Raw genomic sequence first — 20,555 nt, forward strand, 5'->3', positions numbered from 1 at the left:
CGCCGGGCAGCCCATGGACCCACTCCCACCGTCCCACCCATCGCGGCCGGGCACGAGGGCTGACCGGCCCCTGCCGGGCCCGCTCGGCCCCAGGGCCTGACGGCCCCCGGTAGGGTCCGGGCGACCCGTGGTGCACCGCTGGCCGCCCGGCACACCCTGTAATCAGAAGACCCCCGCAGGACGGCGGAAGGGAGCCGGAGCGATGACCGCCACCACCAGACTGGCCGTGGCCCTCCCGGCCGCGCAGCGCGAGCGGCTGATGCGCCTCGCCCACGAGGTGTCCTTCGACGCGAGTGAACGTCTGTTCGAGGAAGGTCGGCGTGCCGACCGGTTCTGGATCGTGCGGACGGGGACCGTCGTGCTCGACCTCCATGTCCCGGGCCGGCGGGCCGCTGTCGTCGAGTCGCTGGGGCAGGGCGAACTGGTCGGCTGGTCGTGGCACTTCCCGCCGCACGTGTGGCACCTGGGCGGAGAGGCGATGAGCCCGGTGCGGGCCTTCGAGTTCGACGCGGAGCCCGTACGGGCGATGTGCGCCCAGGACGCCGAGTTCGGCCGCACGATCGCCGTCTTGCTCGGCCGTGTGGTCGCCGACCGGCTCCAGGCATCGCGCATCCGGTTGCTCGATCTGTACGCCCCCTACGGCAGCGGGAGTCCGGCATGAGCGGTCACGCCCTGCCGAACACCCCCGCCGTCCGCCGCCCCTGACCATCCCGAGGAGAGCGACCATGCACGGCAGCCCGCACATCGTCAGCGACGTCATGACGCACACCGTCGTGGCGATCGGCCGTGAGGCCCTGTTCAAGGACATCGTCGAGCTCATGGGGCAGTGGAAGGTCAGCGCGGTACCCGTCCTGGAGGGCGACGGCCGGGTGATCGGGGTCGTCTCCGAGGCCGACCTGCTGCCCAAGGAGGAGTTTCGCGACAGCGACCCGGACCGCTACACGCAGCGGCGCCGGCTGTCCGACCTGGCCAAGGCGGGCGCGTTGACGGCGGACGAGCTGATGAGCTCCCCGGCCGTGAGCGTCCACTCCGGCGCCACACTCGCCCAGGCGGCACGCATCATGGCCCAGCGCGGGGTCAAGCGGCTGCCGGTCGTCGACGGGCAGGGCGTCCTCGAGGGCATCGTCAGCCGCGCGGACCTGCTCAAGGTCTTCCTGCGGTCCGACGAGGAACTCGCCGAGGAGATCCGCCGCGAGATCGTGACCTCCCTCTTCCCCGCCCCCGTCGAGCCCGTGCGCGTGGACGTGCGGGACGGAGTCGTCACCCTCACCGGCCGCATCCGGGACACCTCCCTCGTGCCCGTCGCGGCCCGGCTGGTCCGCTCCGTCGAGGGCGTGGTGGACGTCGAGTGCCACCTCCTCGGGGCGTCCGTTCTGCGCGAGCCACGGTGACGCGAGCCACGGTGAAGTGCCGGGCGCAGTGAACCGTCGGACCGTGATCCGGTGAAGTGTCAGACCGTGATCCGGCGCCCGGTGACGCCGACGGGCTCGACGCACAGCCACAGCTCGCGCCGGCCACCGGCCCATGGCGCGCTGAACGCCTCCTTCTCGAGACGGGCCGCCTCGTCCGGATCCGTCACAGCCCTGGCGGGGCCGCGTACCAATACGCTCCAGCCCTCGCTGAACGCCTCGTCGATGCGGTCGACCTCGAAGGCGACCCGATGGCCGGCCGCTTCCGCCGGTGCCGACCCCGGATCGGTGCGGAACACGATCTCCCCCTCGACGACGCTGTAGTTGACCGGCACGACAACCGGTCCGGAGGCCGTGGCCACGGCGAGACGTCCCACACCGTGCGTCGAGAGCAGGGAGCGGCACTCCGCCTCGGTCAGCTCCGTGAACCGGGGCGTACGGGAAGCCCGGCCGAGGCCGGGCGGCAGGTCGATGTCTCCGCCGGTCAGATGCCACACCGTGGTCTTCAGCGCTCCTGCCAGCCGGAGCAGGGTGCCCGCGCCCGGGTCGGCGGTCGGCCGCTCCTCCAGGTACTGGAGGTAGGCCGGAGCGATGCCCGCCCGCGTGGCCGTCTCCTGCCGGGTCAGGCCGAGTTCCGTACGGCGCTGAGTGATCCGCCGCCCGAGATCTCCCATCGGGTGCCCCGCGACGGCGTGCGACGAGGCCTGGTCGGTCATGGCCCTTCACCTCTCTCCTACGTCAGGTCTCCCTGCGTCAGGCCGCCCTCAGGGGGACGATCTCCTCGTGCCCCTCCTCGCCCAGCACGACCTTGAGCGCACCGGTGTCCGCGGCCCGGCCGAAGACGTCGTACGCCTCCTCCATGCGGGCCTGCGGGAAGCTGTGCGTGACCAACTGCCCGGTGGGCAACCGGCCGGTGGCGGCCATCCGGAGCAGCGTGGGGGTGGAGTACGTGTCCACCAGGCCCGTGGTGATGGTGACGTTCTTGATCCACAGGTCTTCCAGGTGCAGGGTCGCGGGCGTCCCGTGCACGCCGACGTTGGCCACGCGCCCGCCCGGCCGCACCATGCGCGTGCAGAGCTCGAACGTCTCCGGGACGCCCACGGCCTCCACGACCACATCGGCGCCCAGTCCGTCGGTGAGGTCCGAGACCAGCAGCTCGGGCCCTTCCCGGGCGTCCGCCACCGCGTCCGCACCGAGCCGCTTGGCCGCCTCCAGCCGCGCGGCGGCCAGATCCACGGCGACGATCCGCTCCGGAGCGAACAGCCGGGCGGTCGCGATGACGGCGAGCCCTACGGGGCCGGCTCCCACGACGGCGACGGTGTCCCCGGGCCGGACGTGCCCGTTGAGCACGCCCACCTCGTACCCGGTCGGGAAGATGTCGGCGAGCAGCACGGCGTCCTTGCTGTCCAGGGCACTGGGCAGGGGGTGCACGGACAGGTCGGCGTACGGCACGCGGACGTACTCGGCCTGGGTGCCGTCGATCAGGTGGCCCAGGATCCAGCCCCCGCCGCCCCGGCACTGGCCGTACACGCTCTCACGGCAGTAGCGGCAGCGGCCGCAGGCGGTGATGCAGGAGACCAGGACCCGGTCCCCCGGCGCCACGGTGCGCACGTCACCGCCGATGTCGACGACCTCACCGACCGCCTCGTGCCCCAGCACCGTGCCCGGGCGTACCTCGGGAACGTCGCCCTTGAGGATGTGCAGGTCCGTTCCGCAGATGGTGACGGCGTCCACCCGCACGATGACGTCGGTCGGCTCCTTGACGCCGGGGTCCGGGACGTCCTCCCAGGCGGACTGTCCGGGGCCGTGGAAGACGTAGCCCTTCATGGCACTCCCACCTTTCCGGTGCGGGCGCGATGCCGGTGACGCACCGCGATTCAAGCTTGGCGCGGGGCCGGCGGGAGGCGCTTGGGCCGGTCGGCCCTATCGCGGATCCGACCTTCCGCGCTTTGCTCGGACCATGTCCGAGAACCCCGTCGGGTCCGCGCCGCCTCCCGCGGAGCGCACGGTCGGCGAACGCACCGTCGTGACGCTGCGCGGCGAGCTGGACGTGCGCACGGCACCGGGCCTGGCGGCGCGCCTCGACGCGCTGACCGCCGGCCCTCGTCCCGACCTGGTGCTGGACCTGCGTCCGGTGGCCTTCATCGACTGCGCCGGGCTCGGGATCCTGTGCCGGGCGCGGAACCGCGTGCTGACCCGGCACGGCAGGCTGCGCCTGGTCGCCGACAGCGCCGGCTTCCGGCGCGTTCTGCGGCACACGGGGCTGGCGGACGCCTTCGAGGTGCTTCCCCGCCTGCCTCCGGGAGACGAACGCCCGGAGACTTCGGGGCCGGACGGGCAGTCACGGCCGGACGGGCAGTCACGCGGGAGTCAACTCGCCAGCTCGTGACCGATCCGCCCCGCCCACGCCTCGATCCGCTCGAAGTCGCGGAAGTCCCCGCCCTTCCCGTTACGGAGGATCATCCGCGCGACCCAGCCCTTCGCGCCCTCCTCCAGGCAGCCCCCGAAAGTGACGTGCTCCCTGGCGTCGAGCCGCACCATGGCCTTCTTCACGCCGGGCACGGGTGGGATGTCCCGCTCCGAGGCCGAGGGGTCGAGCGGGCCGCTGCTGAAGAACCACAGGGGGCGTTCGGCCAGGGCCCTGCCATGACGCCGGACGAAGCGGCGGGCGTCCTTGTGCCAGTGGCCGGCGTACAGCCCGCCGCCGACCACGACAGCGTCGTACGACTCCGTGGACGCCACGGCCGGGGCGGGACGCGCCTCGGCCGTCAGTCCGTTCTGGCGCAGAACCTCCGCGACGGTCTCGGCGATCTCCGCCGTGGAGCCGTTCGTCGTTCCGTAGGCGACCAGCACGTTCTTCACCATGATGGTCCGCCTCCTCTCACAGTTCGCGCGGCCGGTCGCCGGCCGCACGCTCGGGGACGGCGGGCTGATTCGTCGCGTCAGCCGTGCGGTACGACGACGACCGGGGCGACGGCATGGTGCAACACCGCGTGTGTGACCGGACCGATGTGCGTCCCGAACGGGCTGTGGCGAACCCGCCGTCCCACGACGACCAGTGACGCCTGGCGAGAGGCCTCGATCAGGTGAGCCGCCGCGCCGCCCGAGCGGGACACCTCGACCACCTCGACGGACGGATACTTCTCCCTCCACAGCCGCAACGCGTCGGTGAGCGCGCCGGAGTGCGAGCGGACGACATGGTCGTACCGGTACACGTCGCCGGCTCCGCCGTAGACGAACCACAGCGGCAGATGCCAGCCGTGCACGGCCCGCAGGTAGGTCCCGCGCCGGGCGGCCGCGTCGAAGGCGAAGTCGATCACCGTCGCGTCGAGGTGGCCGGTGTCGACGCCGAGCACGACCGGCCGGTACCGCGTGGCGGCCGACGGAATGCCCGCCGCGTCCCTCTCGTGCTCGTCGGCCGCCTGCTCGCCGGCCCGGATCAGGACCACGGGACGCTCGGCACGCGCCACCACGGCCAGGCCGACCGAACCCACCAGGAACCCGCCGATGCCGCCCAGCCCCCGCGAGCCCAGGACGAGCAGTTCGGCGTCCTCGGCGGCTTCGCTCAGCACGCTGCCGGGGTGGCCGGTCAGGTGCTCGGAGATCACCTCGACGCCGGGATGACGCAGACCGAGACCTTCGGCGGTTTCGCGGGGAATCTTCTCGCCCCAGTCCCGCTGGGTCTCGACACCCAGCTGAGGGGCCTGCTCGATGGGCTCCGGCGCCGGCTCCCACACATGAAGGAGCTTCAACGGCAGCTGTCGCTGTGCCGCCTCACGGGCAGCCCACTCGGCGGCGGCGCGGCTCTCGGGCGAGCCGTCCAGACCCACGGTGATGGTGCGGTGCATGGTCTCCACCTCCGGAGTAAGAAGCTCTCGATTCGAGTGTCGCCCCTGCCGGCCGTCGCGGTGGAGGGGTCACAGGTCCCCCGCCGGGGCCGAAGGGCCCTGCCGCGGGGTCGAACAGGCGGGCGCGGTGGTACTCCGCCCCTGACATGCCTTGGGCCGGTCGGCCCTAGCGTGTCCGGCCACCGCACGTAATGATCGTTGTCACGGGCGGTTCGCTCCGCCCTCCGGCCGACGAGGGGTCGAGATGACCGAGCCGCGCACCTTCACCGAGGAGCACCCGATCCGGGTCTTCCTGCTCGACGACCACGAGGTCGTGCGGCGCGGCCTGGCCGACCTGCTGGACGCCGAGCCCGGCATCTCGGTGGTCGGGGACGCCGAGAACGTCGAGCACGCGCTCGCCCGGGGCCCGGCGCTCCGCCCCGACGTCGCCGTCCTCGACGTACGCCTGCCGGACGGCGACGGCATCACCGTCTGCCGCGAACTGCGCAGCCGGATGCCGGGGCTGGCCTGTCTGATGCTGACCTCGTTCGACGACGAGGAGGCCCTGCTCGACGCGATCATGGCCGGGGCGTCCGGCTATGTCCTCAAGCAGATCAAGGGCTCCGACCTGATCTCGGCGGTACGCACGGTCGCCTCCGGGCGGTCCATGCTGGACCCGGAGACCACGGCCCGGCTGATGCGCTCGCTGCGCGCCGACCCGTCCGAGGAACCGGCCGTCGCCCCCGAGCTGGCCGGCCTGTCGCCGCGCGAGCGGGAGATCCTCGCCCTGATCGGCGACGGGCTCACCAACCGCGAGATCGGCGGGAAGCTCTACCTCTCCGAGAAGACCGTCAAGAACCACATCTCCCGTCTCCTGGCCAAACTCGGCGTCCAACGACGGGTCCAGGCAGCGGTCCTCGCATCGCAGTGGGAACACCCCGGAACGAGCCAGCACCCGTCCCACTGAGCCGGGGCCGTCGGCGAGCTGCGGCCACCCTGAACCGGGTCCGCCGGCCAGCCGCAGTCACCCTGAACCGGGCCGCCGGCCAGCCGCAGTCACCCTGAACCGGGCCGCCGGCCAGTCGCGGTCACCCTCGGGACGGCCGCGTCGGCACCCGCCACACCACCCGCGTGCCGCCGCCCTCCGGGCGCTCACCGAGGCGGAGATCGCCGCCGAGAGCCAGCGCGCGCTCCTCCATGTTCTTCAGTCCGCTGCGTGCGACACCCTCCGGTATGCCACGGCCGTCGTCGGTCACCGTGAGCGTCAACTCGCCCTTCGCGCAGCTCAGGTGCACGTCCACGGAACGGGCCCCGGCGTGCCGGGCCGCGTTGCTCAGCGCCTCGCCCAGCACCGCGAGCGTGTGATCGGCGACCTCGCCCGGGACATCCGTGTCCACCAGCCCTTCGATCCGCACCGCGGGAGCGAAGCCCAGAGACGAGGCCGCCGCCGTCACCGCGTCCGACACCCGGCCGCGCAGACCGCTGCCTTCCCTCGCCCCGCCGTGCGTCCGCAACCCGAAGATCGTGGACCGAATGATCTTGATGGTCTCGTCCAGGTCGTCCACGGTCCGCGACAACCTCTCCACAGCCTCCGGATGGTCGATGAAACGCTGGGTGCTCTGCAGCGTCATCCCGGCCGCGAACAGTCGCTGGATGGCGAGATCGTGCAGGTCGCGGGCGATCCGGTCGCGGTCCCGCAGCAGCGTGATCTGCTCGGCGTCCCGGCGCCGCTCGGCCAGTTCCAGAGCCAGCGCCGCCTGCCCGGCGAACCCGAGCAGGGGGCGCGTATCGGCGTCCGTGAACGGCGTACGCCCCACCGCGCGCCCCAGCAGCAACACACCGCCGGCCTTGCCCCCGGCCTCCAGCGGAACACCGACCACGGGCCCGAGCCCGACCCACTGCGCCGCGTCCCCGCTGGTCCGCGCGTCCTCCTGGATGTCGGCGCTCACCGCGGGTTCCGCCGTGGTGAGGACGGCCGCCACGAAGCCGTCCGTGCCGGACATCACCAGACCGCTGCGCCGCTCGGCGTCCAGCCCGACGGCGAGCAACGGCCGCAGCGCGGCCTCCTCGGGCACCCGCTCGGCGATCATCCCGGCATCGGCGTCGGCGATCTGACGCGCCTGCTCCACGATCAGTTCGAGGACGTCCGTGCTCGGAGCGCCCGACAGCAGGGCCCGCGTGACCTCGGAACTCGCCCCCACCCAACGCTCACGCAGCCGCGTCTCCTCGAACAGGCGAGCGTTCTCGATGGCCACACCCGCCGCCACCGCGAGGGTGGCGAGCACCGACTCGTCCTCGGCGTCGAACTCCTCCGCGCTGCGCTTCTCCGTGAGGTAGAGGTTGCCGAACACCTGGTCACGCACCCGGATGGGCACACCCAGGAAGGAGTGCATCGGCGGATGATGCGGCGGGAAGCCGTACGAGGCCGAGTGCTCCGAGATCTCCGTCAGCCGCAGCGGCTCGGGGTGCCGGATCAGCTCGCCCAGGATGCCGTGCCCGCTGGGCAGGGCCCCGATCCGGGCCCGCTGTTCGTCGCTGATGCCGACGGTGTGGAACTCGGAGAGCATACGGTCGTCGCCGATGACGCCCAGGGCCCCGTACTCGGCGTCCACGAGCACCACGGCCGCCTCGACGATACGCCGGAGCACCTGGGCGAGATCCAGCTCCCGGCCGACCGACAGCACCGCCTCCAGCAGGCTGTGCACACGGTCCTGGGCACCCCGCGCCGCGTCGATCCGTGCCTGCAACTCGTCCAGCAGTTCGTCCAGCCGCAGCTTGGGCAGGTGCTGTTCGGATCGACCGGGCCGTTCCCCGCTCATCGTCGCCTCCGACCGGCTCACGCGGACGCACCCGGATCAGGCGCCTTCCTTCCCTCACGATAGTGCGTGGCGCCCTGGTGGGGAGGGCGCTACGGAGGTGTCCTCGCAGCCACGCGGCCGGGTGCTGACGGACGACTTCAGTCCTCGGTGGCACGCGCGTAGGTGAGGAAGGCCGCGCCGCTGTCGAGCACGGTGTGGCCGGTGAGCTCCCAGCCGCGCGGATCGAAGGCGGCCTTGTGGGAGAAGACCGGGATTCCGGCGCCGATGGTCAGCGGTGCCATCTTGAAGATCAGCTGGTCGATCTCGCCGTACAGGGAACCGGCCAGTTCCGCGCCGCCCATCAGCCAGATGTCCTTGCCGTTCTCCCGCTTCAACTGCCGCACCTTGTCCACAGGGTCACCGGCGACCAGTTCGACGGCCGGGTCCGGGCTCTCGGTGAGGGTCCGGGAGAAGACCAGGTGACGTAGGTGGGGGTAGGCATCGGTGATGCCGGCCTTGAGCCCGATCTCGTAGCTGCGCCGTCCTTCCAGCACGGTGTCAAAGTGCGTGCCTTGCGCGGTGACCGACAGCGCCGCCCGGGCCTGGACGGGCAAGGTCTCCGGGTACTCCGTCACGAGGTGCCGGATGTAGTCCTCGGGGATCGGCCAGAAGCCGTCCGGGCCCGTGGGGTCGGCGCCGTCCGGACCCGCGATGAAACCGTCCAGCGTGGTGGCGATGTAGTACACGAGCTTTCGCATGCGGTGCTCTCTCTGTCGGGTCTGCGTGAGGGGCGGGGGATCGGGCGATCAGGAGTGGTCCGCTGTGACCCACTCGACGAGCTGGACGACGACCCCGTTGGGGTCGGTGACCTGGAACAGGCGTTCTCCCCATGGCTCTTCGCGCAGGGGCATCGTGATGTCGACGCCTTCGGAACGCAGCCGCTTCTCCTCGGCTTCGAGGCCGGTGACGGTGAAGGCGAGGATCAGTCCGCCGGCGTGCCGGTCGCGCTGCTCGGGCGGCAGGACATCGATGCCCCGCCGGAGCAGGACGATGTCGACGGCGGCATCGTCACGCGTGAGGGAGACGAATCCTTCGGCCGCGGCCTGTTCCCGGTAGCCGAGGTGCTCGGTGAAGAAGCCGCGGGAGGCCGCGATGTCTTCGACCGTGAGGGAGACGGTGGAGGCGGTGATCCGCAAGTGGGGTTCCCTTTCCAGGCGGCGAGAGCTCGAGAGGTTCACTGATCTTACGTCGGTAGTAACATTACTCCCATGCGATCGCCGCTGTAAACATATTTTTACTACCGAGGTAAGATTTGCTCATGGAGACGAGGACGAACACCGCCGCCCCGCTGGGCCTGCGGGAGGCGAAGAAGCAGGAAACGCGACAGCTGATCTCCGACCATGCGACACGGCTCTTCATCGAGCAGGGCTTCGAGAACACGACCATCGCCGAGATCGCGGCGGCCTCCCGCGTCGCGAAGAAGACGGTGACCAACTACTTCGCGCGCAAGGAGGACTTGGCCCTGGACCACCAGGACGAGTTCAGCGCCGCGCTGGCGCGCGTCGTGACGTCCCGCCGCCCCGGGGAGTCCGCCCTCGCGGCGCTGCGCCGTGCTTTCGAGGCGGCCGTCGCGGCGCAGGACCCGGTCGCCGGATTCGCCGGCCCGGACTTCTCCCGCATGATCACCGACAGCCCCACCTTGTCGGCGTGCCTGCGCAACCTGCACGACCAGCGCGAGCAGGCGCTGGCCGAGGCCCTCGCCGAGACCGTAGGCGCACAGCCGGACGACATCACCGTCCGTACCGCCGCCGCGCTCCTCGGCGCCACGCACCGCGTCCTGTTCCAGCGCATCCAGGACCTGACCCTGGCCGGCCACACCAACGACGACGTCGCCAAGACCATCGCGAAGGAAGCCCCGCAGGCCTTCGACCTCCTCGAACCGGCGCTCCATGACTACGCGATCGCCTGAGGGGGCCGTACGAGCCGGCGCTGGTCGAGGCGGTCTGCCCGGTCTCGGGCGTCGGAAGCGGAGGGGGCTGGGACGCTCGGGGACGTCGTCGCCGTCCCGCCGCCCGCGAGTTGCTCGGGTACGGCGACTGGACCGGACCCGCCTCCGCCGCCCTCATCGGCGATCGCGCGGCGTCACTCGCGAAGGTCGCGCTCCAAGGGAGCGTGGGTGCCGCTCTCGAAGCGCGAAGCCTTCGACTCGTGCCAACCCAGGGTCTGGGCCAGGGCCCGCTTGGTGAGTCCGGCCGCTTTACGGATCTCGGCGAGGCGTTGTCCGAGTGCCTTGCGGGCTTCCTGGACGCTTGAGGAGGGTGAGGTCATGTCGGTGAGGGCTGCTGTTCTAGCCGTCAGGCCAGTGCGAACTGCGCGTGAGGTGTCGCCCGCTGCCACACGGCCTGAAAGGCTGACTCACAGAGCATTGCCACTTCGGGGGCATCCGTGAGTTCCACCTCCATGTTCTCGCCGTCTCCGTCGAAGTGGTTGACGAGGACGAGGCTGGAGTCGAAGAGCCAGAAGTCGTTGCCCGGTAGCGCGAGGTCCGTCGAGCTGCGGCGCGAGAGCCAGCGCACGTCCTCGCCGGCGGCGATGTTCAGCCCGTCGGTCACGTCGTACTCGAAGCGGATGTACTCGCTGACGGGCGTCGAGACGATCCGTGCCCGGCGCACTTCGACGCCTCGGGAGGTGGCGGCGGTGACGAGGCTGTGCCAGTCGGCCCAGCGCTCGGCGGGGTCGAGGGCTTGGCCGGCCTTCCAGTCGATGAAGGCCGGGTCCGACTTCATGTAGGCGTCGCGCATCTCCAGGTGGACCGCGGTCCTCTGGCAGTCGAGGAACAACTCCTCAAACGTCGGAGTCCTCGTCATTGTTCTTCACCTCCACGAGGTAAATGGTGGGCGAGCCGCTACTGGGACTCTCCGGGTCTTTGCCAAGGGCTTGTCTGCGACCGTGCTGCCAAGCCAGGAACCTGCCGCAACTTGCCAGCACTTCGGGCGGTGACCGCTCGGCGAGCGCATCGACAGGGTGAAATCGTCGGTGTCGTGGCCGCGTGGCGCCGGATCGCCGAGGAGAAGCTCGTCGTGGACATGCTGGTGGGCGATCTGCAACGGGTGATCGGGTATCCGAAGTTCGGCTTCGCCGTCGAGCAGGAAGTGCCAGCGGATGTGTATGACGCTTACGAGCCGGGGTTCGACAGCCGTCTTGTCACTGGCTGACGGCGACTCAGTCCCGAAGGTCTTTGACCATGACCGCGTACACCGGTGAGTCAGCGAACGGTTGCTGCTCGCCGACTCTGGCGTATCCCCATGTCTCGTAGAGCGCTTGAACTTTGGGGTGCGTGACGTCGACCAGCAGCACGGCGAGGTCTTCCGTACGTTCCTTGAGTAGCGCCTCGTGCAAGCGGTCGGCGATTCCTTGCTTCCGCCAGCTTGGGCGCACCATCACCTCGGACACGGCGTAGGTGGAGGAGTATCCGTTGTTCGGCTCGTACGCGGTGGAGCGCCACCATTCGCGGCCGGGGGCGAGCGGGGCGCCGTAGGCGAAGCCGACCGGTTCGTCGTCGTACGCCACCACGCAGGAGAAGCCGTCCATGCCGGTCCAGTGGTCGACGAACCAGGCGAAGCGCTGGTGGAAGGGGTCTTCCATCTGGTCGGCGTAGGCGTCGGCGTGTACGTCGATGAGCATCTGCCGGAAGTCTTCAGGGAGGCTTCCGTGCTGGAAGTGACGCAGGTCCGTCACACTCGGCTCCATTCGGTTCGCATGCGGTCTGCCCAGTCTCGTGCGTAGGAGGCGGAGGGAGCCATGACGAACAGGCCCCGGTGGAAATCGCCCATGAGCGTGCGCATACGGCCGGGCAATGGGTCGCCATCCATGATGGTGAAGACGTCGGTGGCTGAGGCCGTGGCCTGTTCGGCCTCTCCCTGGTGGAGCTGTGCGAGGGCGAGCTGGGCGGTCGCGAGGGCCTTGTTGCGCCGGAAGGCGGTCGGGATCCTGGCCAGCGCGCGGTGAGCCATGGCTTCGGCATGAGGGTGGCGTCCGCTGTTGAACTGGACGATTGCGGCGAGGTGGTCAACTTCGGCCTGCCCGTAGAAGGCAGTCCAGCGCGGACGCTCTCGGTCGGCCACCCTCGTGAAGGTGTCCTGGGCTGATCCCAGTGAACGCAGGCCCGCACGGCCATCACCGAGAGCCGTGTACGCGAGAGCGACGCGGACTCGGCCCAGCGAATCGAAGAACGGGTCCCGGCGAGCCGCTGTGGCGGCTTGAGCGGCCTGGGCCGCTGCGAGCGCTTCGGGCCAGTTCTGCCGCTGGTAGGCGAGCATCGAGAGGTTGACCCACACCCGCATTTCGGTAGGGCCGTCCTGGGAGAGACCGGCGTACGTCGCTGATTCGTTCAGGTAGCTCTGGGCCTGGTCGAGGTTGCGGGCGTCGATGCAGGACCAGGCGGCGATGGTGGTGTACTCGGCGGCCAGTGCGTACAGGGCTCGGCGGACGCGTTCGCCGGCGTTGCGCTGCTGTAGTTCCAGCACCCTGGTGCGGCCCTGGGCGGCGGCCTTCTCCAGTGCCGTGTGTCCGCCCTGGCGGTCGTCGGCTTCGACAAGGGCGTTCATCCCGGCAGCGACCCGGGCCACGTCCGACATGCCGACGGCCCGGCGTTGGGCCACCAAGGGAACTGCGGCAGCCGCGCTCCCGGTCGCTGAGGTGAGGAAAGTGCGACGCCGCACGGGGTCCTCCTGCGGGTGTTGCATGGTGCGTGGTGCGCTGAACCCTAAGTCCTCGACGCCACAACCGAACACCCGCTCCAGGGCTGCACACGTGCGTCCGATGGGGCGACGGGAGGTCCCGTTGAGGAGGTTGCGGATTGTGCGGTCGGAGACGTCGCCGGGCCTGCCGGTGATCTCTGCCAGCGCAGCGTTCATCCGACCAGCCAATTCTTCCTGGGTGAGCCCGAGTTCCTCCATGCGACTCTTGAGGATGGCGTTCGCTCCCATGGACCGACCGTAGCCCTGTGGTCACTGGCTGAACCAGACCCGAGGTCACCGGAGCGTAAAGTCTTCCGGTTCGCGGAGGTACGGCGAAGCGCGACATTTCCTGTTCGCCGTCGGCCATGGGCCGTTGACTCGGTACCAGCCGTTGAGCGGGCGAGGTTCCCCTTCTTGCCTCTCGATGGCGCGGAGGAATGCCCGCCCCTGCGCACCCGTCGCGGGGTGGGCGTCCAGCCTCGGAGGGATGACCCCGTGACCATGACCGCCGCCAAACCAACCGGGACCGGTGTTCCGGGCTACACCGAGACGGTGCCGTGCGAGCCGGAATCCGCGCGCCGCGCACGTCTGTTTGTCTCCGCGGCTCTGGACACCTGGGGCATGGGCGAGTTGGCCGAGGTGGGCACTCTTATCGTTTCGGAGCTGATCAGCAATGCCGTCAGCCACACGCCCTGTGGCGTGGTCCGTGTGGTGATTCGGCGCGAGACGGCCGAAGTGATTCGGATCGGCGTTGCCGACAAGTGCCGAGACACCCCGGAACTGGGCTGTCCTGAAGGTGACTCCGAGGGCGGCCGTGGTCTGCTCCTGGTCGAGTCGCTGAGCTCGCGGTGGGGCTACGACCTGCATCGTTGGGGCAAGCTCGTCTGGGCAGAGCTGCGGGTGCCGACCGCATGCTGATCTCGCGTATCTCCTTACGACTCCTGCCCTCGGGGGAGCTGGTCGGCGACCCGTTCCCGGGCGCCTGCGTGGAGCTGGCCTTCGGCCCGACGCATCAGTCTGACGAGGCCGACGCGGTTGCTGTCCCAGTGTCGGTCGGGATAACTCCCGCCGAGGTTGCGCGGCTGCGCGTCGAGTCGGCACTGGCTCTCGGCGAGATCCGCGCGGAGATGCAGCGTGCCGAGATCGCGTGGCGGCGGCAGCTCAGCCGCTGGTACGACGACGGCCGACTGGCAGTCGAGGCCCACGCACCGGACATCAGCCTCCTTCAACGGGTCCTGGACAGGTTGCGGAATCCCGGTCCGGTCTCGACGTAGTCCCCGGCGCCTCTTCTTCCCGGCGGCCCCTGAGACTCCCGCACCAGCAGGATCGTGTTCCTCGATGCCGTGCGGGTGAGCAAGTCAGGCGAAGGACAGAATCTCTGACAGGAAGGAAGACCGTGTTCAACCACATGGATCGATTCCCCACGGGCAGCCCGCTGCCGCAGGGGCATCTGACGGCGGCCCCGTGGGGTCTCCGTCGTATCGCCCCGTACCCGCCCGTCGACGGCCCCGTCCACGCGACGGTGACGCTGGATCCGAAGACGCAGACCGCCCGGTACTTCGACACTTCCGGGGTGCCCACCATGTCCCCGGGCCACGGCACATCCTCCGGTACGAATCCCGCGACCGGCACCACGGGCCAGGGCGACCGCAACAGCGACTCCCCGGACAGCGACACGGGCAACGACACCGACCAGTGACTCCGCTGACGAACGACGATCGTCCGGTCCTGGTCGTCACCAACCTCGACGACCCGACCGCGGACTTCGTGATCGCCGAGCTGCACGACCGGGGCGTCCCGGTCGTGCGGTTCGACTCCGGTGACTTCCCCGCCACCCTGTCGTGCTCGGCCGCCATCGGCGGCACCGACATCTGGCTGGGAAGCGTGCAGACCCCGAGCCGACGTGCCGACCTGGGCGCGGTGCGTTCCATGTACTACCGGCGGCCCTCCGGGTTTGCCTTCCCTCACCTCGAGAAGCAGGACGAGCGGTTCGCTGTGGCCCAGGCGCGCTACGGGCTGGGCGGCATTCTGACCTCTTTGCCCGGCTGCCTCTACGTCAACCACCCCAACCGCATCGGCGACGCCGAGTACAAGCCGGCCGGGCTCGCGGTAGCGACGGCGGCCGGCTTCACGCTTCCGCCGACGCTGATCACCAACGTTCCCGACGACGCACGGGCCTTCATCAGGGCGCACGGCCCGGTCATCTTCAAGCCGATCTCGGTTCCGCTCTATCTGGTCGACGGCAAGGCCCAGACCGTCCCCGTGACCGAGGTGATCGCCGACGAGATCGACGCCTCCGTGTCCGGCACCATGCACCTCTTCCAGAAGCGGGTGGACAAGGTTGCCGATATCCGGGTGACGGTGATCGGCGGGCAGATCTTCGCCGTGCGGATCGACTCCGGTCTCCTCGACTGGCGTACGGACTACGGCACTCACACATACACGCCGCTTGCCGCGCCACCCGCGGCGGAGCGGTCGATGCATGCCTATCTGAAACACTTCGGGCTCGTCTTCGGGGCGTTCGACTTTGCTCTGACCGACCGCGGCGAGTGGATCTTCATCGAGTGCAATCCTTCCGGGCAGTGGGCATGGATGGAGCCGCCGACCGGTCTGCCGATGACTGCGGCACTCGCCGATCTTCTCGAAGGAGGACTCTGTGGCCAGTGAGACCGATATCGAGACGGCTGCGGTCGATCTCCGGCGCCGACTCGCCCGACAACTGGAGAAGGACGGCCGGCTGCGCTCACCTGAGTGGCGGGCCGCCGTGGAGGCCGTGCCCCGGCACAGGTTCATCCCGCGCTTCTACCGGGAGAGCCATGCCCCGGGCGTCACCACCTGGGAGCCGGTCACACCGGAGACGGTCGGCAAGGAGGAGTGGCTCCGGCTCGTCTACACCGACGAGACATGGATGACCCAGTTCGACGGTCGGGACATCGACTGGGCCGACCCGAAGCCGATCAGCAACGCGGCCCCGACCTCGTCGTCGACGTTGCCGAGTCTCGTCGTGCGGATGCTCGAAGACCTGGATGTGCAGGACGGCATGAATGTGCTGGAGATCGGCACCGGGACCGGTTACTCGACAGCACTGATGTGCCACCGGCTCGGTAGCGAGAGCGTGACCTCGGTCGAGACGGACGAAGGCGTGAGCCGACGAGCCGGCCACGCCCTCACCGACTCCGGTCATACGCCTCACCTGCTGGTGGGGGACGGCCGCGCCGGCCACCCCGACGGAGCCCCATACGACCGGCTGATCGCCACGTGCGGCTTCCGCAGCATCCCGCTCGCTTGGCTGGAGCAGGTCCGGCCGGGCGGCGTCATCCTCACCACCCTTCGCGGCTGGATGCGCTCCCTCGGCCTGGTCAAGCTCATCGTCACCGGTGACAGTGCGAGCGGCTGGTTCAGCGAGGACGCCCCAAGCTTCATGATCGCCCGCCAGCAGGATGCACCGGAGAGCCTCGGCATGGTGCCGGAGCCCGACGACGGGACGGTACGGAGAGCCGCATGCGGGCCAGAAGTTCTCACCAGCTCCGGGCCGGCGTTCATGGCGCAGCTCGCGGCGCCGGACGCCCGCTTCTTCTCGATGGCGGTCGACGGCGGCCCAGTCAGCACGTTTCTGTTGGACAGCGTTACCGATTCCTTCGCCGTCCTCGCTCCCACGGACAGCGGCTGGCAGGTCCGCCAGGGCGGCCCCCGCCGCCTGTGGGACGCGGTCGAATCGGCCGTGGCTACCTGGGAGGAGTACGGCTCTCCGAACACCGCGGCGTTCGGCGTGACCGTCTCCCGCGACCAGCAGGCCGTCTGGCTCGGGAACCCGAACGGCCCGCAGTGGCCGCTACCCTCCTGAGACAGCCGCCACCGACGCGAGGAACGCCAGGATGGACGACGAGCCGCTGCAGGACTGGGCGGAGCGCCGTGACACGAAGATCGGCCGACTTCGCGCCGTGCCTGTCGTGTCCGGCGACGGGCCCAGGGCATCGCATCTGAACCCGGATGCGCCCCGCGCCATCGAGCGCTGGAACGGGCACACATGGGAGCCGTACGGGTTCGCCGCCAGCCTGGCCGAGGCCCAAGCCATCCTGTACCCAGAGGCCAGCGAGCCCTCACCTTCAGGGCCCGTGCCGAAGCCACTCGGCTCCGGCACCGGCAAGCACCGCAAACCCCAGGGACCCAGGCCGGACGGTGGCGGCCGGGCACAGAGGTGATCACGTCGCCGCGCCTGCGGCTGCTGCGGGCGCAGGCGGCGCCGGACGACGGCACGCAGCCCTCCGGCACGCTTGCGCCTCCGAGCTCCTGGATGCGGGGGAGAGCATCAAGTCGCTCTCCGAGTACCTCGGCCACTCGGACCCGGGCTTCACGCTGCGGACGTACACGCACTTGCTGCCGTCCAGCGAGACCCGCACCCGCAGGCGATCGACTATGCCTTCACAGAAGCCGATGCAGAAGACGAGGACGACCGGCCCGGCACCCAGGGCACATCAGCACCCCCAGCGATTCCAACGTGCCCTGGCCGCCTGACGGCCCCTCCCGGCACATGACAAAGGCGGGACCCGAAAGCCCCGCCCGCACCAAACGAAGCCCCAGGTCAGGGCCACACCAAGCAATAAGGTTGATGCCCCGCCTCGTGCAGCCGATGTGAGAAGTCCTGCCACTCGTGCAGCAGTTGGTACACGTTGAACGCGTCCCGCGGTCCGCCCCGGTCCGGCACTGTCGACCAGATGAAGGCCGCCGCGCCCACCGCCTCTTCGCCGATGCCCCGGAGGGGGTCGACGACGGTCATGGGGAGCTTCACCACCGCGTAGTCGGGGTGCAGGACGACCAGTTCCAGGGGCGGGACCTTGTGCAGGGGGATGCCCTCGATGCCCGTCAGGACCATCGCGGCCATGGTCTCCGGCTTGATCTTGGTGAACATGCCGTTCATGCCGAGCTCGTCGCCGCCGAGTTCCTCGGGGCGCATCGAGATCGGGACGCGGGCCGCCGTCGCACCGTCGGGTGCGCCGAAGTACTTGTACGTCACCCCCACCCGGCCACCATTCCTGCTCCCCGCACGAAGATCGTCCACCCGGCGCTCAGCCTGAAATTCATCCACGCGACGCTCACCCCGACGTTCTGCCCGAAGATCGTCCAGCCGATGTTCAGTACGTCCGTCGGACCGCTCCGGTTCACTCTGCGGACCCTGCGTCTGTCGAGTTTCCTGAGTGTCCTCCGCCTCGCGCCGGTGCCTGCCCCGCCTGGCACGTCGAGGACCCAGGTCATCGGTCCCCTCGCCCAGTCCGCCACCGCGATGCATATCTCCACCCGACTGCTTTTTCTAGGACGCGTCGCCCCCGCCGCGCAACCCGATCATCGTGTCAGTGACCTCCCCCGCGGCCGCCCGCCGAAACGTGCGCCGAAACATCTGTCCGCAGGATCTTCGCAGCCTCTGACCACCCTGGGCCGTTTGATCTGTGTGTATCAGGTCCAGTCTCGCAGACGGCCGGGAATCGCGGGCCGGATGCGCGCTCGCTCACACCTCACGCGTCCGCCGGCCCGTCCGCCCCGCCACCGCCCCTGGCCTACCCTGAACAGGTCACTGAACAGGTCACTGGCACCCGGAGCCCGACAACGTCGGAGAAGGTCGGAGAAGTCGCAGGTCATGAGCGAACTGGCATATCCGTATGAAGCACCGGCCTCGCAGGCTCTGTTCGACCGTGCGGCGGCCGTCACGCCCGGCGGTGTGAACTCACCGGTCCGGGCCTTCCGCGCCGTCGGCGGCACGCCGCGGTTCATGGTGTCCGGCACCGGCCCGTATCTGACGGACGCCGACGGACGCGAGTACGTGGATCTCGTGTGCTCCTGGGGGCCCATGATCCTCGGGCACTCGCACCCCGAGGTCATCGCCGCCGTCCAGGACGCCGTCGCCCGCGGTACGTCCTTCGGTACGCCCGGTGAGGGCGAGGTCGCCCTCGCCGAGGAGATGGTCGCCCGCGTCGCACCGCTGGAGCAGGTCCGGCTGGTGTCCAGCGGCACCGAGGCGACCATGTCGGCGATCCGGCTCGCGCGCGGGTTCACCCAGCGCGCCAAGGTGATCAAGTTCGCCGGGTGCTACCACGGCCACGTCGACTCGCTGCTCGCCGCGGCCGGCAGTGGCGTCGCCACCTTCGCGCTGCCCGACACCCCCGGTGTCACGGGAGCCCAGGCCGGCGACACCGTCGTCCTGCCCTACAACGACCTCGACGCCGTACGCGAGGCCTTCCGGGCGCACCCCGGCGAGATCGCCTGCGTGATCACCGAGGCCTCCCCGGGCAACATGGGCGTCGTGCCGCCCGCGGCCGGCTTCAACCAGGGGCTCAAGGACATCTGCGCCGAGAACGGCGCCCTCTACGTCTCCGACGAGGTCATGACCGGCTTCCGGACCAGCCGCGCCGGGTGGTTCGGGGTCGACGGCGTCGTCCCCGACCTGATGACCTTCGGCAAGGTCATGGGCGGCGGCTTCCCCGCAGCCGCCTTCGGTGGGCGTGCCGATGTGATGGCCCACCTCGCGCCCGCCGGGCCCGTCTACCAGGCCGGCACGCTGTCCGGGAACCCGATCGCCACCGCGGCCGGTCTCGCCCAGCTGCGGCTGCTCGACGACGCCGCCTACGCCAAGGTCGACGCCGTGTCCCAGGAGATCCAGGGCCTCGTCACCGGCGCCCTGACCAAGGAGGGCGTCGCGCACACGCTGCAGAACGCCTCCAACATGTTCTCCGTGTTCTTCACCGACCGTCCGGTCAGGAACTACGAGGACGCCAAGGCGCAGGAGTCCTTCCGCTTCACCGCGTTCTTCCAGTCGATGCTCTCCGACGGTGTCTACCTGCCGCCGTCGTCCTTCGAGTCCTGGTTCGTGTCCACCGCGCACGACGAGCGTGCCCTGCAGCGCATCGCCGACGCCCTCCCGGCGGCGGCCCGCGCGGCCGCGGAGGCGACGGCATGAGCGACGAGAGGAACAACGAGGCGAACGGCGAAACGAGCGACGAGACGAATGGCGACATCACCGTCGTCCACGTCATGCGCCACGGCGAGGTGGCCAACCCGGACGGCATCCTCTACGGCCGTCTCCCGGGCTACCACCTCTCCGAGCTGGGCCGGCGCATGGCGGACCGGGTCGCCGAGCACCTCTCGGACCGCGATGTCACCCACGTCGTCGCCTCCCCGCTGGAGCGTGCGCAGGAGACGGCCGAGCCGATCGCCAAGGCGCACGGCCTCGACCTCGCCACCGACGAGCGGCTGATCGAGGCCGGCAACATCTTCCAGGGGAAGACGTTCGGCGTCGGCGACGGGGCGCTGCGCAGGCCCGGCAACTGGAAGCACCTGGTCAACCCGCTCCGGCCGTCCTGGGGCGAGCCGTACGTCGACCAGGTCGTCCGCATGATGAGCGCGCTGAGCACGGCGAAGGACCGGGCCCGGGGGCACGAGGCGGTCGTGGTCAGCCATCAGCTGCCGATCTGGATCGTGCGGTCGTACGTCGAGCGGCGGCGGCTGTGGCACGACCCGCGCAAGCGGCAGTGCACGCTCGCCTCGCTGACGACCTTCACGTTCCGGGGCGACCGGATCGTCTCCGTCGGCTACACCGAGCCGGCCCGCGATCTCGTCCCCGCGCATCTCCTCGCCGGCGCCAAGCCGGTGAAGGGGAAGGACAAGGCGTTCGGCGCGTAAGCCCTTTCTGTTCGCTTCTGACTCTCCTGTTACGGAATCTGCAAGTTTCTGAGGAACCTCCTCGTTCATCACGTCCTCTGACTGGGTGACCACCAGAGAACGTTGAGGAAC

Annotated in this window: 26 protein-coding genes and 1 pseudogene; 15 read left to right on the forward strand and 12 right to left on the reverse strand. The window is 70.0% G+C overall.

Translation table 11 applies throughout. The annotated features are described in order from the left end of the window. The first annotated feature begins 202 nt into the window (after positions 1-202). Positions 203-661 (forward strand): cyclic nucleotide-binding domain-containing protein, encoded by a 459-nt coding sequence (locus tag ACIBK5_RS11205; RefSeq protein WP_399018448.1) that lies wholly within the window; start codon positions 203-205, stop codon positions 659-661. Between the two features lie 64 nt (positions 662-725). Continuing rightward, a complete protein-coding gene (locus tag ACIBK5_RS11210; protein ID WP_399018450.1) occupies positions 726-1,391 on the forward strand; it encodes a CBS domain-containing protein in 666 nt (221 codons plus the stop codon). Positions 1,392-1,450: 59 nt separating this feature from the next. Here ACIBK5_RS11210 and ACIBK5_RS11215 read toward each other — a convergent pair whose 3' ends face one another. Together ACIBK5_RS11215 and ACIBK5_RS11220 are read right to left on the reverse strand one after the other, a co-directional pair. Beyond that, entirely contained in the window at positions 1,451-2,125 is a 675-nt protein-coding gene (locus ACIBK5_RS11215) for a helix-turn-helix domain-containing protein (RefSeq protein ID WP_399018452.1), read from the reverse strand. A gap of 37 nt (positions 2,126-2,162) precedes the next feature. Beyond that, entirely contained in the window at positions 2,163-3,236 is a 1,074-nt protein-coding gene (locus ACIBK5_RS11220) for a zinc-dependent alcohol dehydrogenase family protein (protein ID WP_399018454.1), read from the reverse strand. 133 nt (positions 3,237-3,369) lie between these two features. On the opposite strand from ACIBK5_RS11220, the gene ACIBK5_RS11225 reads away from it, so the two are divergent. Next, positions 3,370-3,798 carry an STAS domain-containing protein gene (locus ACIBK5_RS11225; RefSeq protein ID WP_399018456.1) on the forward strand — a complete coding sequence of 143 codons (429 nt, stop codon included), beginning with the start codon at positions 3,370-3,372 and terminating at the stop codon, positions 3,796-3,798. On the opposite strand, the gene ACIBK5_RS11230 is transcribed toward ACIBK5_RS11225, so the two are convergent. Next, positions 3,780-4,274, reverse strand: a complete 495-nt coding sequence (locus ACIBK5_RS11230) for a flavodoxin domain-containing protein (protein ID WP_399018457.1) — start codon at positions 4,272-4,274, stop codon at positions 3,780-3,782. The two genes, ACIBK5_RS11225 and ACIBK5_RS11230, sit on opposite strands and share 19 nt — an antisense overlap. 77 nt (positions 4,275-4,351) lie before the next feature. After that, positions 4,352-5,257, reverse strand: a complete 906-nt coding sequence (locus ACIBK5_RS11235; protein WP_399018458.1) for a universal stress protein — start codon at positions 5,255-5,257, stop codon at positions 4,352-4,354. A gap of 244 nt (positions 5,258-5,501) precedes the next feature. Here ACIBK5_RS11235 and ACIBK5_RS11240 point away from each other — a divergent pair, with 244 nt between their 5' ends. Then, the gene (locus tag ACIBK5_RS11240; protein WP_399018460.1) at positions 5,502-6,203 is read left to right on the forward strand and encodes a response regulator; all 702 of its coding nucleotides are present in this window, start codon (positions 5,502-5,504) and stop codon (positions 6,201-6,203) included. A gap of 121 nt (positions 6,204-6,324) precedes the next feature. On the opposite strand, the gene ACIBK5_RS11245 is transcribed toward ACIBK5_RS11240, so the two are convergent. The 3 genes from ACIBK5_RS11245 to ACIBK5_RS11255 form a co-directional block, all read right to left on the reverse strand. After that, on the reverse strand, positions 6,325-8,055 hold the full coding sequence (locus ACIBK5_RS11245; protein WP_399019174.1) for a GAF domain-containing protein: 1,731 nt from the start codon (positions 8,053-8,055) through the stop codon (positions 6,325-6,327). Positions 8,056-8,192: 137 nt separating this feature from the next. Then, positions 8,193-8,792 (reverse strand): dihydrofolate reductase family protein, encoded by a 600-nt coding sequence (locus ACIBK5_RS11250; RefSeq protein ID WP_399018462.1) that lies wholly within the window; start codon positions 8,790-8,792, stop codon positions 8,193-8,195. A 48-nt stretch (positions 8,793-8,840) separates the two neighbouring features. Next, the gene (locus tag ACIBK5_RS11255) at positions 8,841-9,230 is read right to left on the reverse strand and encodes a VOC family protein (protein WP_399018464.1); all 390 of its coding nucleotides are present in this window, start codon (positions 9,228-9,230) and stop codon (positions 8,841-8,843) included. A 122-nt stretch (positions 9,231-9,352) separates the two neighbouring features. Between ACIBK5_RS11255 and ACIBK5_RS11260 the strand changes: the two genes are divergently transcribed. After that, on the forward strand, positions 9,353-10,003 hold the full coding sequence (locus ACIBK5_RS11260; RefSeq protein ID WP_399018466.1) for a TetR/AcrR family transcriptional regulator: 651 nt from the start codon (positions 9,353-9,355) through the stop codon (positions 10,001-10,003). 173 nt (positions 10,004-10,176) lie between these two features. Here the strand turns inward: ACIBK5_RS11260 and ACIBK5_RS11265 are convergent, their stop codons facing one another. Beyond that, positions 10,177-10,362 carry a helix-turn-helix domain-containing protein gene (locus ACIBK5_RS11265; protein WP_399018469.1) on the reverse strand — a complete coding sequence of 62 codons (186 nt, stop codon included), beginning with the start codon at positions 10,360-10,362 and terminating at the stop codon, positions 10,177-10,179. Positions 10,363-10,388: 26 nt separating this feature from the next. Continuing rightward, positions 10,389-10,901, reverse strand: a complete 513-nt coding sequence (locus ACIBK5_RS11270; RefSeq protein WP_399018471.1) for a DUF6879 family protein — start codon at positions 10,899-10,901, stop codon at positions 10,389-10,391. Positions 10,902-11,075: 174 nt separating this feature from the next. Between ACIBK5_RS11270 and ACIBK5_RS11275 the strand changes: the two genes are divergently transcribed. Then, positions 11,076-11,249, forward strand: coding sequence for a hypothetical protein (locus ACIBK5_RS11275; RefSeq protein ID WP_399019223.1), 174 nt, complete (start codon positions 11,076-11,078; stop codon positions 11,247-11,249). A gap of 7 nt (positions 11,250-11,256) precedes the next feature. Here ACIBK5_RS11275 and ACIBK5_RS11280 read toward each other — a convergent pair whose 3' ends face one another. Both ACIBK5_RS11280 and ACIBK5_RS11285 read right to left on the reverse strand, forming a co-directional pair. Next, positions 11,257-11,784: a GNAT family N-acetyltransferase gene (locus ACIBK5_RS11280; RefSeq protein WP_399018473.1), complete on the reverse strand. Its 528-nt coding sequence runs from the start codon at positions 11,782-11,784 to the stop codon at positions 11,257-11,259. Beyond that, positions 11,769-13,022: a helix-turn-helix domain-containing protein gene (locus ACIBK5_RS11285; RefSeq protein ID WP_399018474.1), complete on the reverse strand. Its 1,254-nt coding sequence runs from the start codon at positions 13,020-13,022 to the stop codon at positions 11,769-11,771. The genes ACIBK5_RS11280 and ACIBK5_RS11285 overlap by 16 nt, the downstream gene beginning before the upstream one ends. A 252-nt stretch (positions 13,023-13,274) precedes the next feature. Here ACIBK5_RS11285 and ACIBK5_RS11290 point away from each other — a divergent pair, with 252 nt between their 5' ends. The 7 genes and pseudogenes from ACIBK5_RS11290 to ACIBK5_RS11320 form a co-directional block, all read left to right on the forward strand. After that, positions 13,275-13,691, forward strand: coding sequence for an ATP-binding protein (locus tag ACIBK5_RS11290; protein WP_399019176.1), 417 nt, complete (start codon positions 13,275-13,277; stop codon positions 13,689-13,691). Continuing rightward, complete coding sequence (locus ACIBK5_RS11295; protein ID WP_399018476.1) at positions 13,685-14,047, forward strand: hypothetical protein; 363 nt, start codon at positions 13,685-13,687, stop codon at positions 14,045-14,047. Before ACIBK5_RS11290 ends, ACIBK5_RS11295 begins: the two co-directional genes overlap by 7 nt. A gap of 122 nt (positions 14,048-14,169) precedes the next feature. After that, the gene (gene tgmA / locus ACIBK5_RS11300; RefSeq protein ID WP_399018478.1) at positions 14,170-14,472 is read left to right on the forward strand and encodes a putative ATP-grasp-modified RiPP; all 303 of its coding nucleotides are present in this window, start codon (positions 14,170-14,172) and stop codon (positions 14,470-14,472) included. Next, entirely contained in the window at positions 14,469-15,440 is a 972-nt protein-coding gene (tgmB, locus tag ACIBK5_RS11305) for an ATP-grasp ribosomal peptide maturase (protein WP_399018479.1), read from the forward strand. The genes tgmA and tgmB overlap by 4 nt, the downstream gene beginning before the upstream one ends. Continuing rightward, the gene (gene tgmC / locus ACIBK5_RS11310; RefSeq protein ID WP_399018480.1) at positions 15,430-16,617 is read left to right on the forward strand and encodes an ATP-grasp peptide maturase system methyltransferase; all 1,188 of its coding nucleotides are present in this window, start codon (positions 15,430-15,432) and stop codon (positions 16,615-16,617) included. The genes tgmB and tgmC overlap by 11 nt, the downstream gene beginning before the upstream one ends. A 31-nt stretch (positions 16,618-16,648) precedes the next feature. After that, complete coding sequence (locus ACIBK5_RS11315) at positions 16,649-16,975, forward strand: DUF6087 family protein (RefSeq protein WP_399018482.1); 327 nt, start codon at positions 16,649-16,651, stop codon at positions 16,973-16,975. Continuing rightward, positions 16,975-17,308 (forward strand): annotated as a pseudogene (locus ACIBK5_RS11320) (tyrosine-type recombinase/integrase); the annotation flags it as partial. The gene ACIBK5_RS11315 and the pseudogene ACIBK5_RS11320, both read left to right, overlap by 1 nt. 47 nt (positions 17,309-17,355) lie before the next feature. Here ACIBK5_RS11320 and ACIBK5_RS11325 read toward each other — a convergent pair. Next, positions 17,356-17,793 (reverse strand): hypothetical protein, encoded by a 438-nt coding sequence (locus ACIBK5_RS11325; protein WP_149512092.1) that lies wholly within the window; start codon positions 17,791-17,793, stop codon positions 17,356-17,358. Between the two features lie 612 nt (positions 17,794-18,405). Here ACIBK5_RS11325 and hemL point away from each other — a divergent pair. Further along, entirely contained in the window at positions 18,406-19,722 is a 1,317-nt protein-coding gene (gene hemL / locus ACIBK5_RS11330; protein WP_399018484.1) for a glutamate-1-semialdehyde 2,1-aminomutase, read from the forward strand. Further along, positions 19,719-20,444 carry a histidine phosphatase family protein gene (locus ACIBK5_RS11335; RefSeq protein WP_399018486.1) on the forward strand — a complete coding sequence of 242 codons (726 nt, stop codon included), beginning with the start codon at positions 19,719-19,721 and terminating at the stop codon, positions 20,442-20,444. Before hemL ends, ACIBK5_RS11335 begins: the two co-directional genes overlap by 4 nt. The last annotated feature ends 111 nt before the right edge of the window (positions 20,445-20,555 follow it).

Origin of the sequence: Streptomyces sp. NPDC050546 (assembly GCF_044457425.1) — a bacterium.
In the GTDB taxonomy this organism is placed as follows: domain Bacteria; phylum Actinomycetota; class Actinomycetes; order Streptomycetales; family Streptomycetaceae; genus Streptomyces.

Bases quoted from the DNA above. Each gene is read 5' to 3' on its own strand.
- ACIBK5_RS11205 (WP_399018448.1), top strand. From the start codon at position 203: ATGACCGCCACCACCAGACTGGCCGTGGCCCTCCCGGCCGCGCAGCGC.
- ACIBK5_RS11210 (WP_399018450.1), top strand. From the start codon at position 726: ATGCACGGCAGCCCGCACATCGTCAGCGACGTCATGACGCACACCGTC.
- ACIBK5_RS11215 (WP_399018452.1), bottom strand. From the start codon at position 2,125: ATGACCGACCAGGCCTCGTCGCACGCCGTCGCGGGGCACCCGATGGGA.
- ACIBK5_RS11220 (WP_399018454.1), bottom strand. From the start codon at position 3,236: ATGAAGGGCTACGTCTTCCACGGCCCCGGACAGTCCGCCTGGGAGGAC.
- ACIBK5_RS11225 (WP_399018456.1), top strand. From the start codon at position 3,370: ATGTCCGAGAACCCCGTCGGGTCCGCGCCGCCTCCCGCGGAGCGCACG.
- ACIBK5_RS11230 (WP_399018457.1), bottom strand. From the start codon at position 4,274: ATGGTGAAGAACGTGCTGGTCGCCTACGGAACGACGAACGGCTCCACG.
- ACIBK5_RS11235 (WP_399018458.1), bottom strand. From the start codon at position 5,257: ATGCACCGCACCATCACCGTGGGTCTGGACGGCTCGCCCGAGAGCCGC.
- ACIBK5_RS11240 (WP_399018460.1), top strand. From the start codon at position 5,502: ATGACCGAGCCGCGCACCTTCACCGAGGAGCACCCGATCCGGGTCTTC.
- ACIBK5_RS11245 (WP_399019174.1), bottom strand. From the start codon at position 8,055: ATGAGCGGGGAACGGCCCGGTCGATCCGAACAGCACCTGCCCAAGCTG.
- ACIBK5_RS11250 (WP_399018462.1), bottom strand. From the start codon at position 8,792: ATGCGAAAGCTCGTGTACTACATCGCCACCACGCTGGACGGTTTCATC.
- ACIBK5_RS11260 (WP_399018466.1), top strand. From the start codon at position 9,353: ATGGAGACGAGGACGAACACCGCCGCCCCGCTGGGCCTGCGGGAGGCG.
- ACIBK5_RS11265 (WP_399018469.1), bottom strand. From the start codon at position 10,362: ATGACCTCACCCTCCTCAAGCGTCCAGGAAGCCCGCAAGGCACTCGGA.
- ACIBK5_RS11270 (WP_399018471.1), bottom strand. From the start codon at position 10,901: ATGACGAGGACTCCGACGTTTGAGGAGTTGTTCCTCGACTGCCAGAGG.
- ACIBK5_RS11280 (WP_399018473.1), bottom strand. From the start codon at position 11,784: ATGGAGCCGAGTGTGACGGACCTGCGTCACTTCCAGCACGGAAGCCTC.
- ACIBK5_RS11285 (WP_399018474.1), bottom strand. From the start codon at position 13,022: ATGGGAGCGAACGCCATCCTCAAGAGTCGCATGGAGGAACTCGGGCTC.
- ACIBK5_RS11290 (WP_399019176.1), top strand. From the start codon at position 13,275: ATGACCGCCGCCAAACCAACCGGGACCGGTGTTCCGGGCTACACCGAG.
- ACIBK5_RS11295 (WP_399018476.1), top strand. From the start codon at position 13,685: ATGCTGATCTCGCGTATCTCCTTACGACTCCTGCCCTCGGGGGAGCTG.
- ACIBK5_RS11315 (WP_399018482.1), top strand. From the start codon at position 16,649: ATGGACGACGAGCCGCTGCAGGACTGGGCGGAGCGCCGTGACACGAAG.
- hemL (WP_399018484.1), top strand. From the start codon at position 18,406: ATGAGCGAACTGGCATATCCGTATGAAGCACCGGCCTCGCAGGCTCTG.
- ACIBK5_RS11335 (WP_399018486.1), top strand. From the start codon at position 19,719: ATGAGCGACGAGAGGAACAACGAGGCGAACGGCGAAACGAGCGACGAG.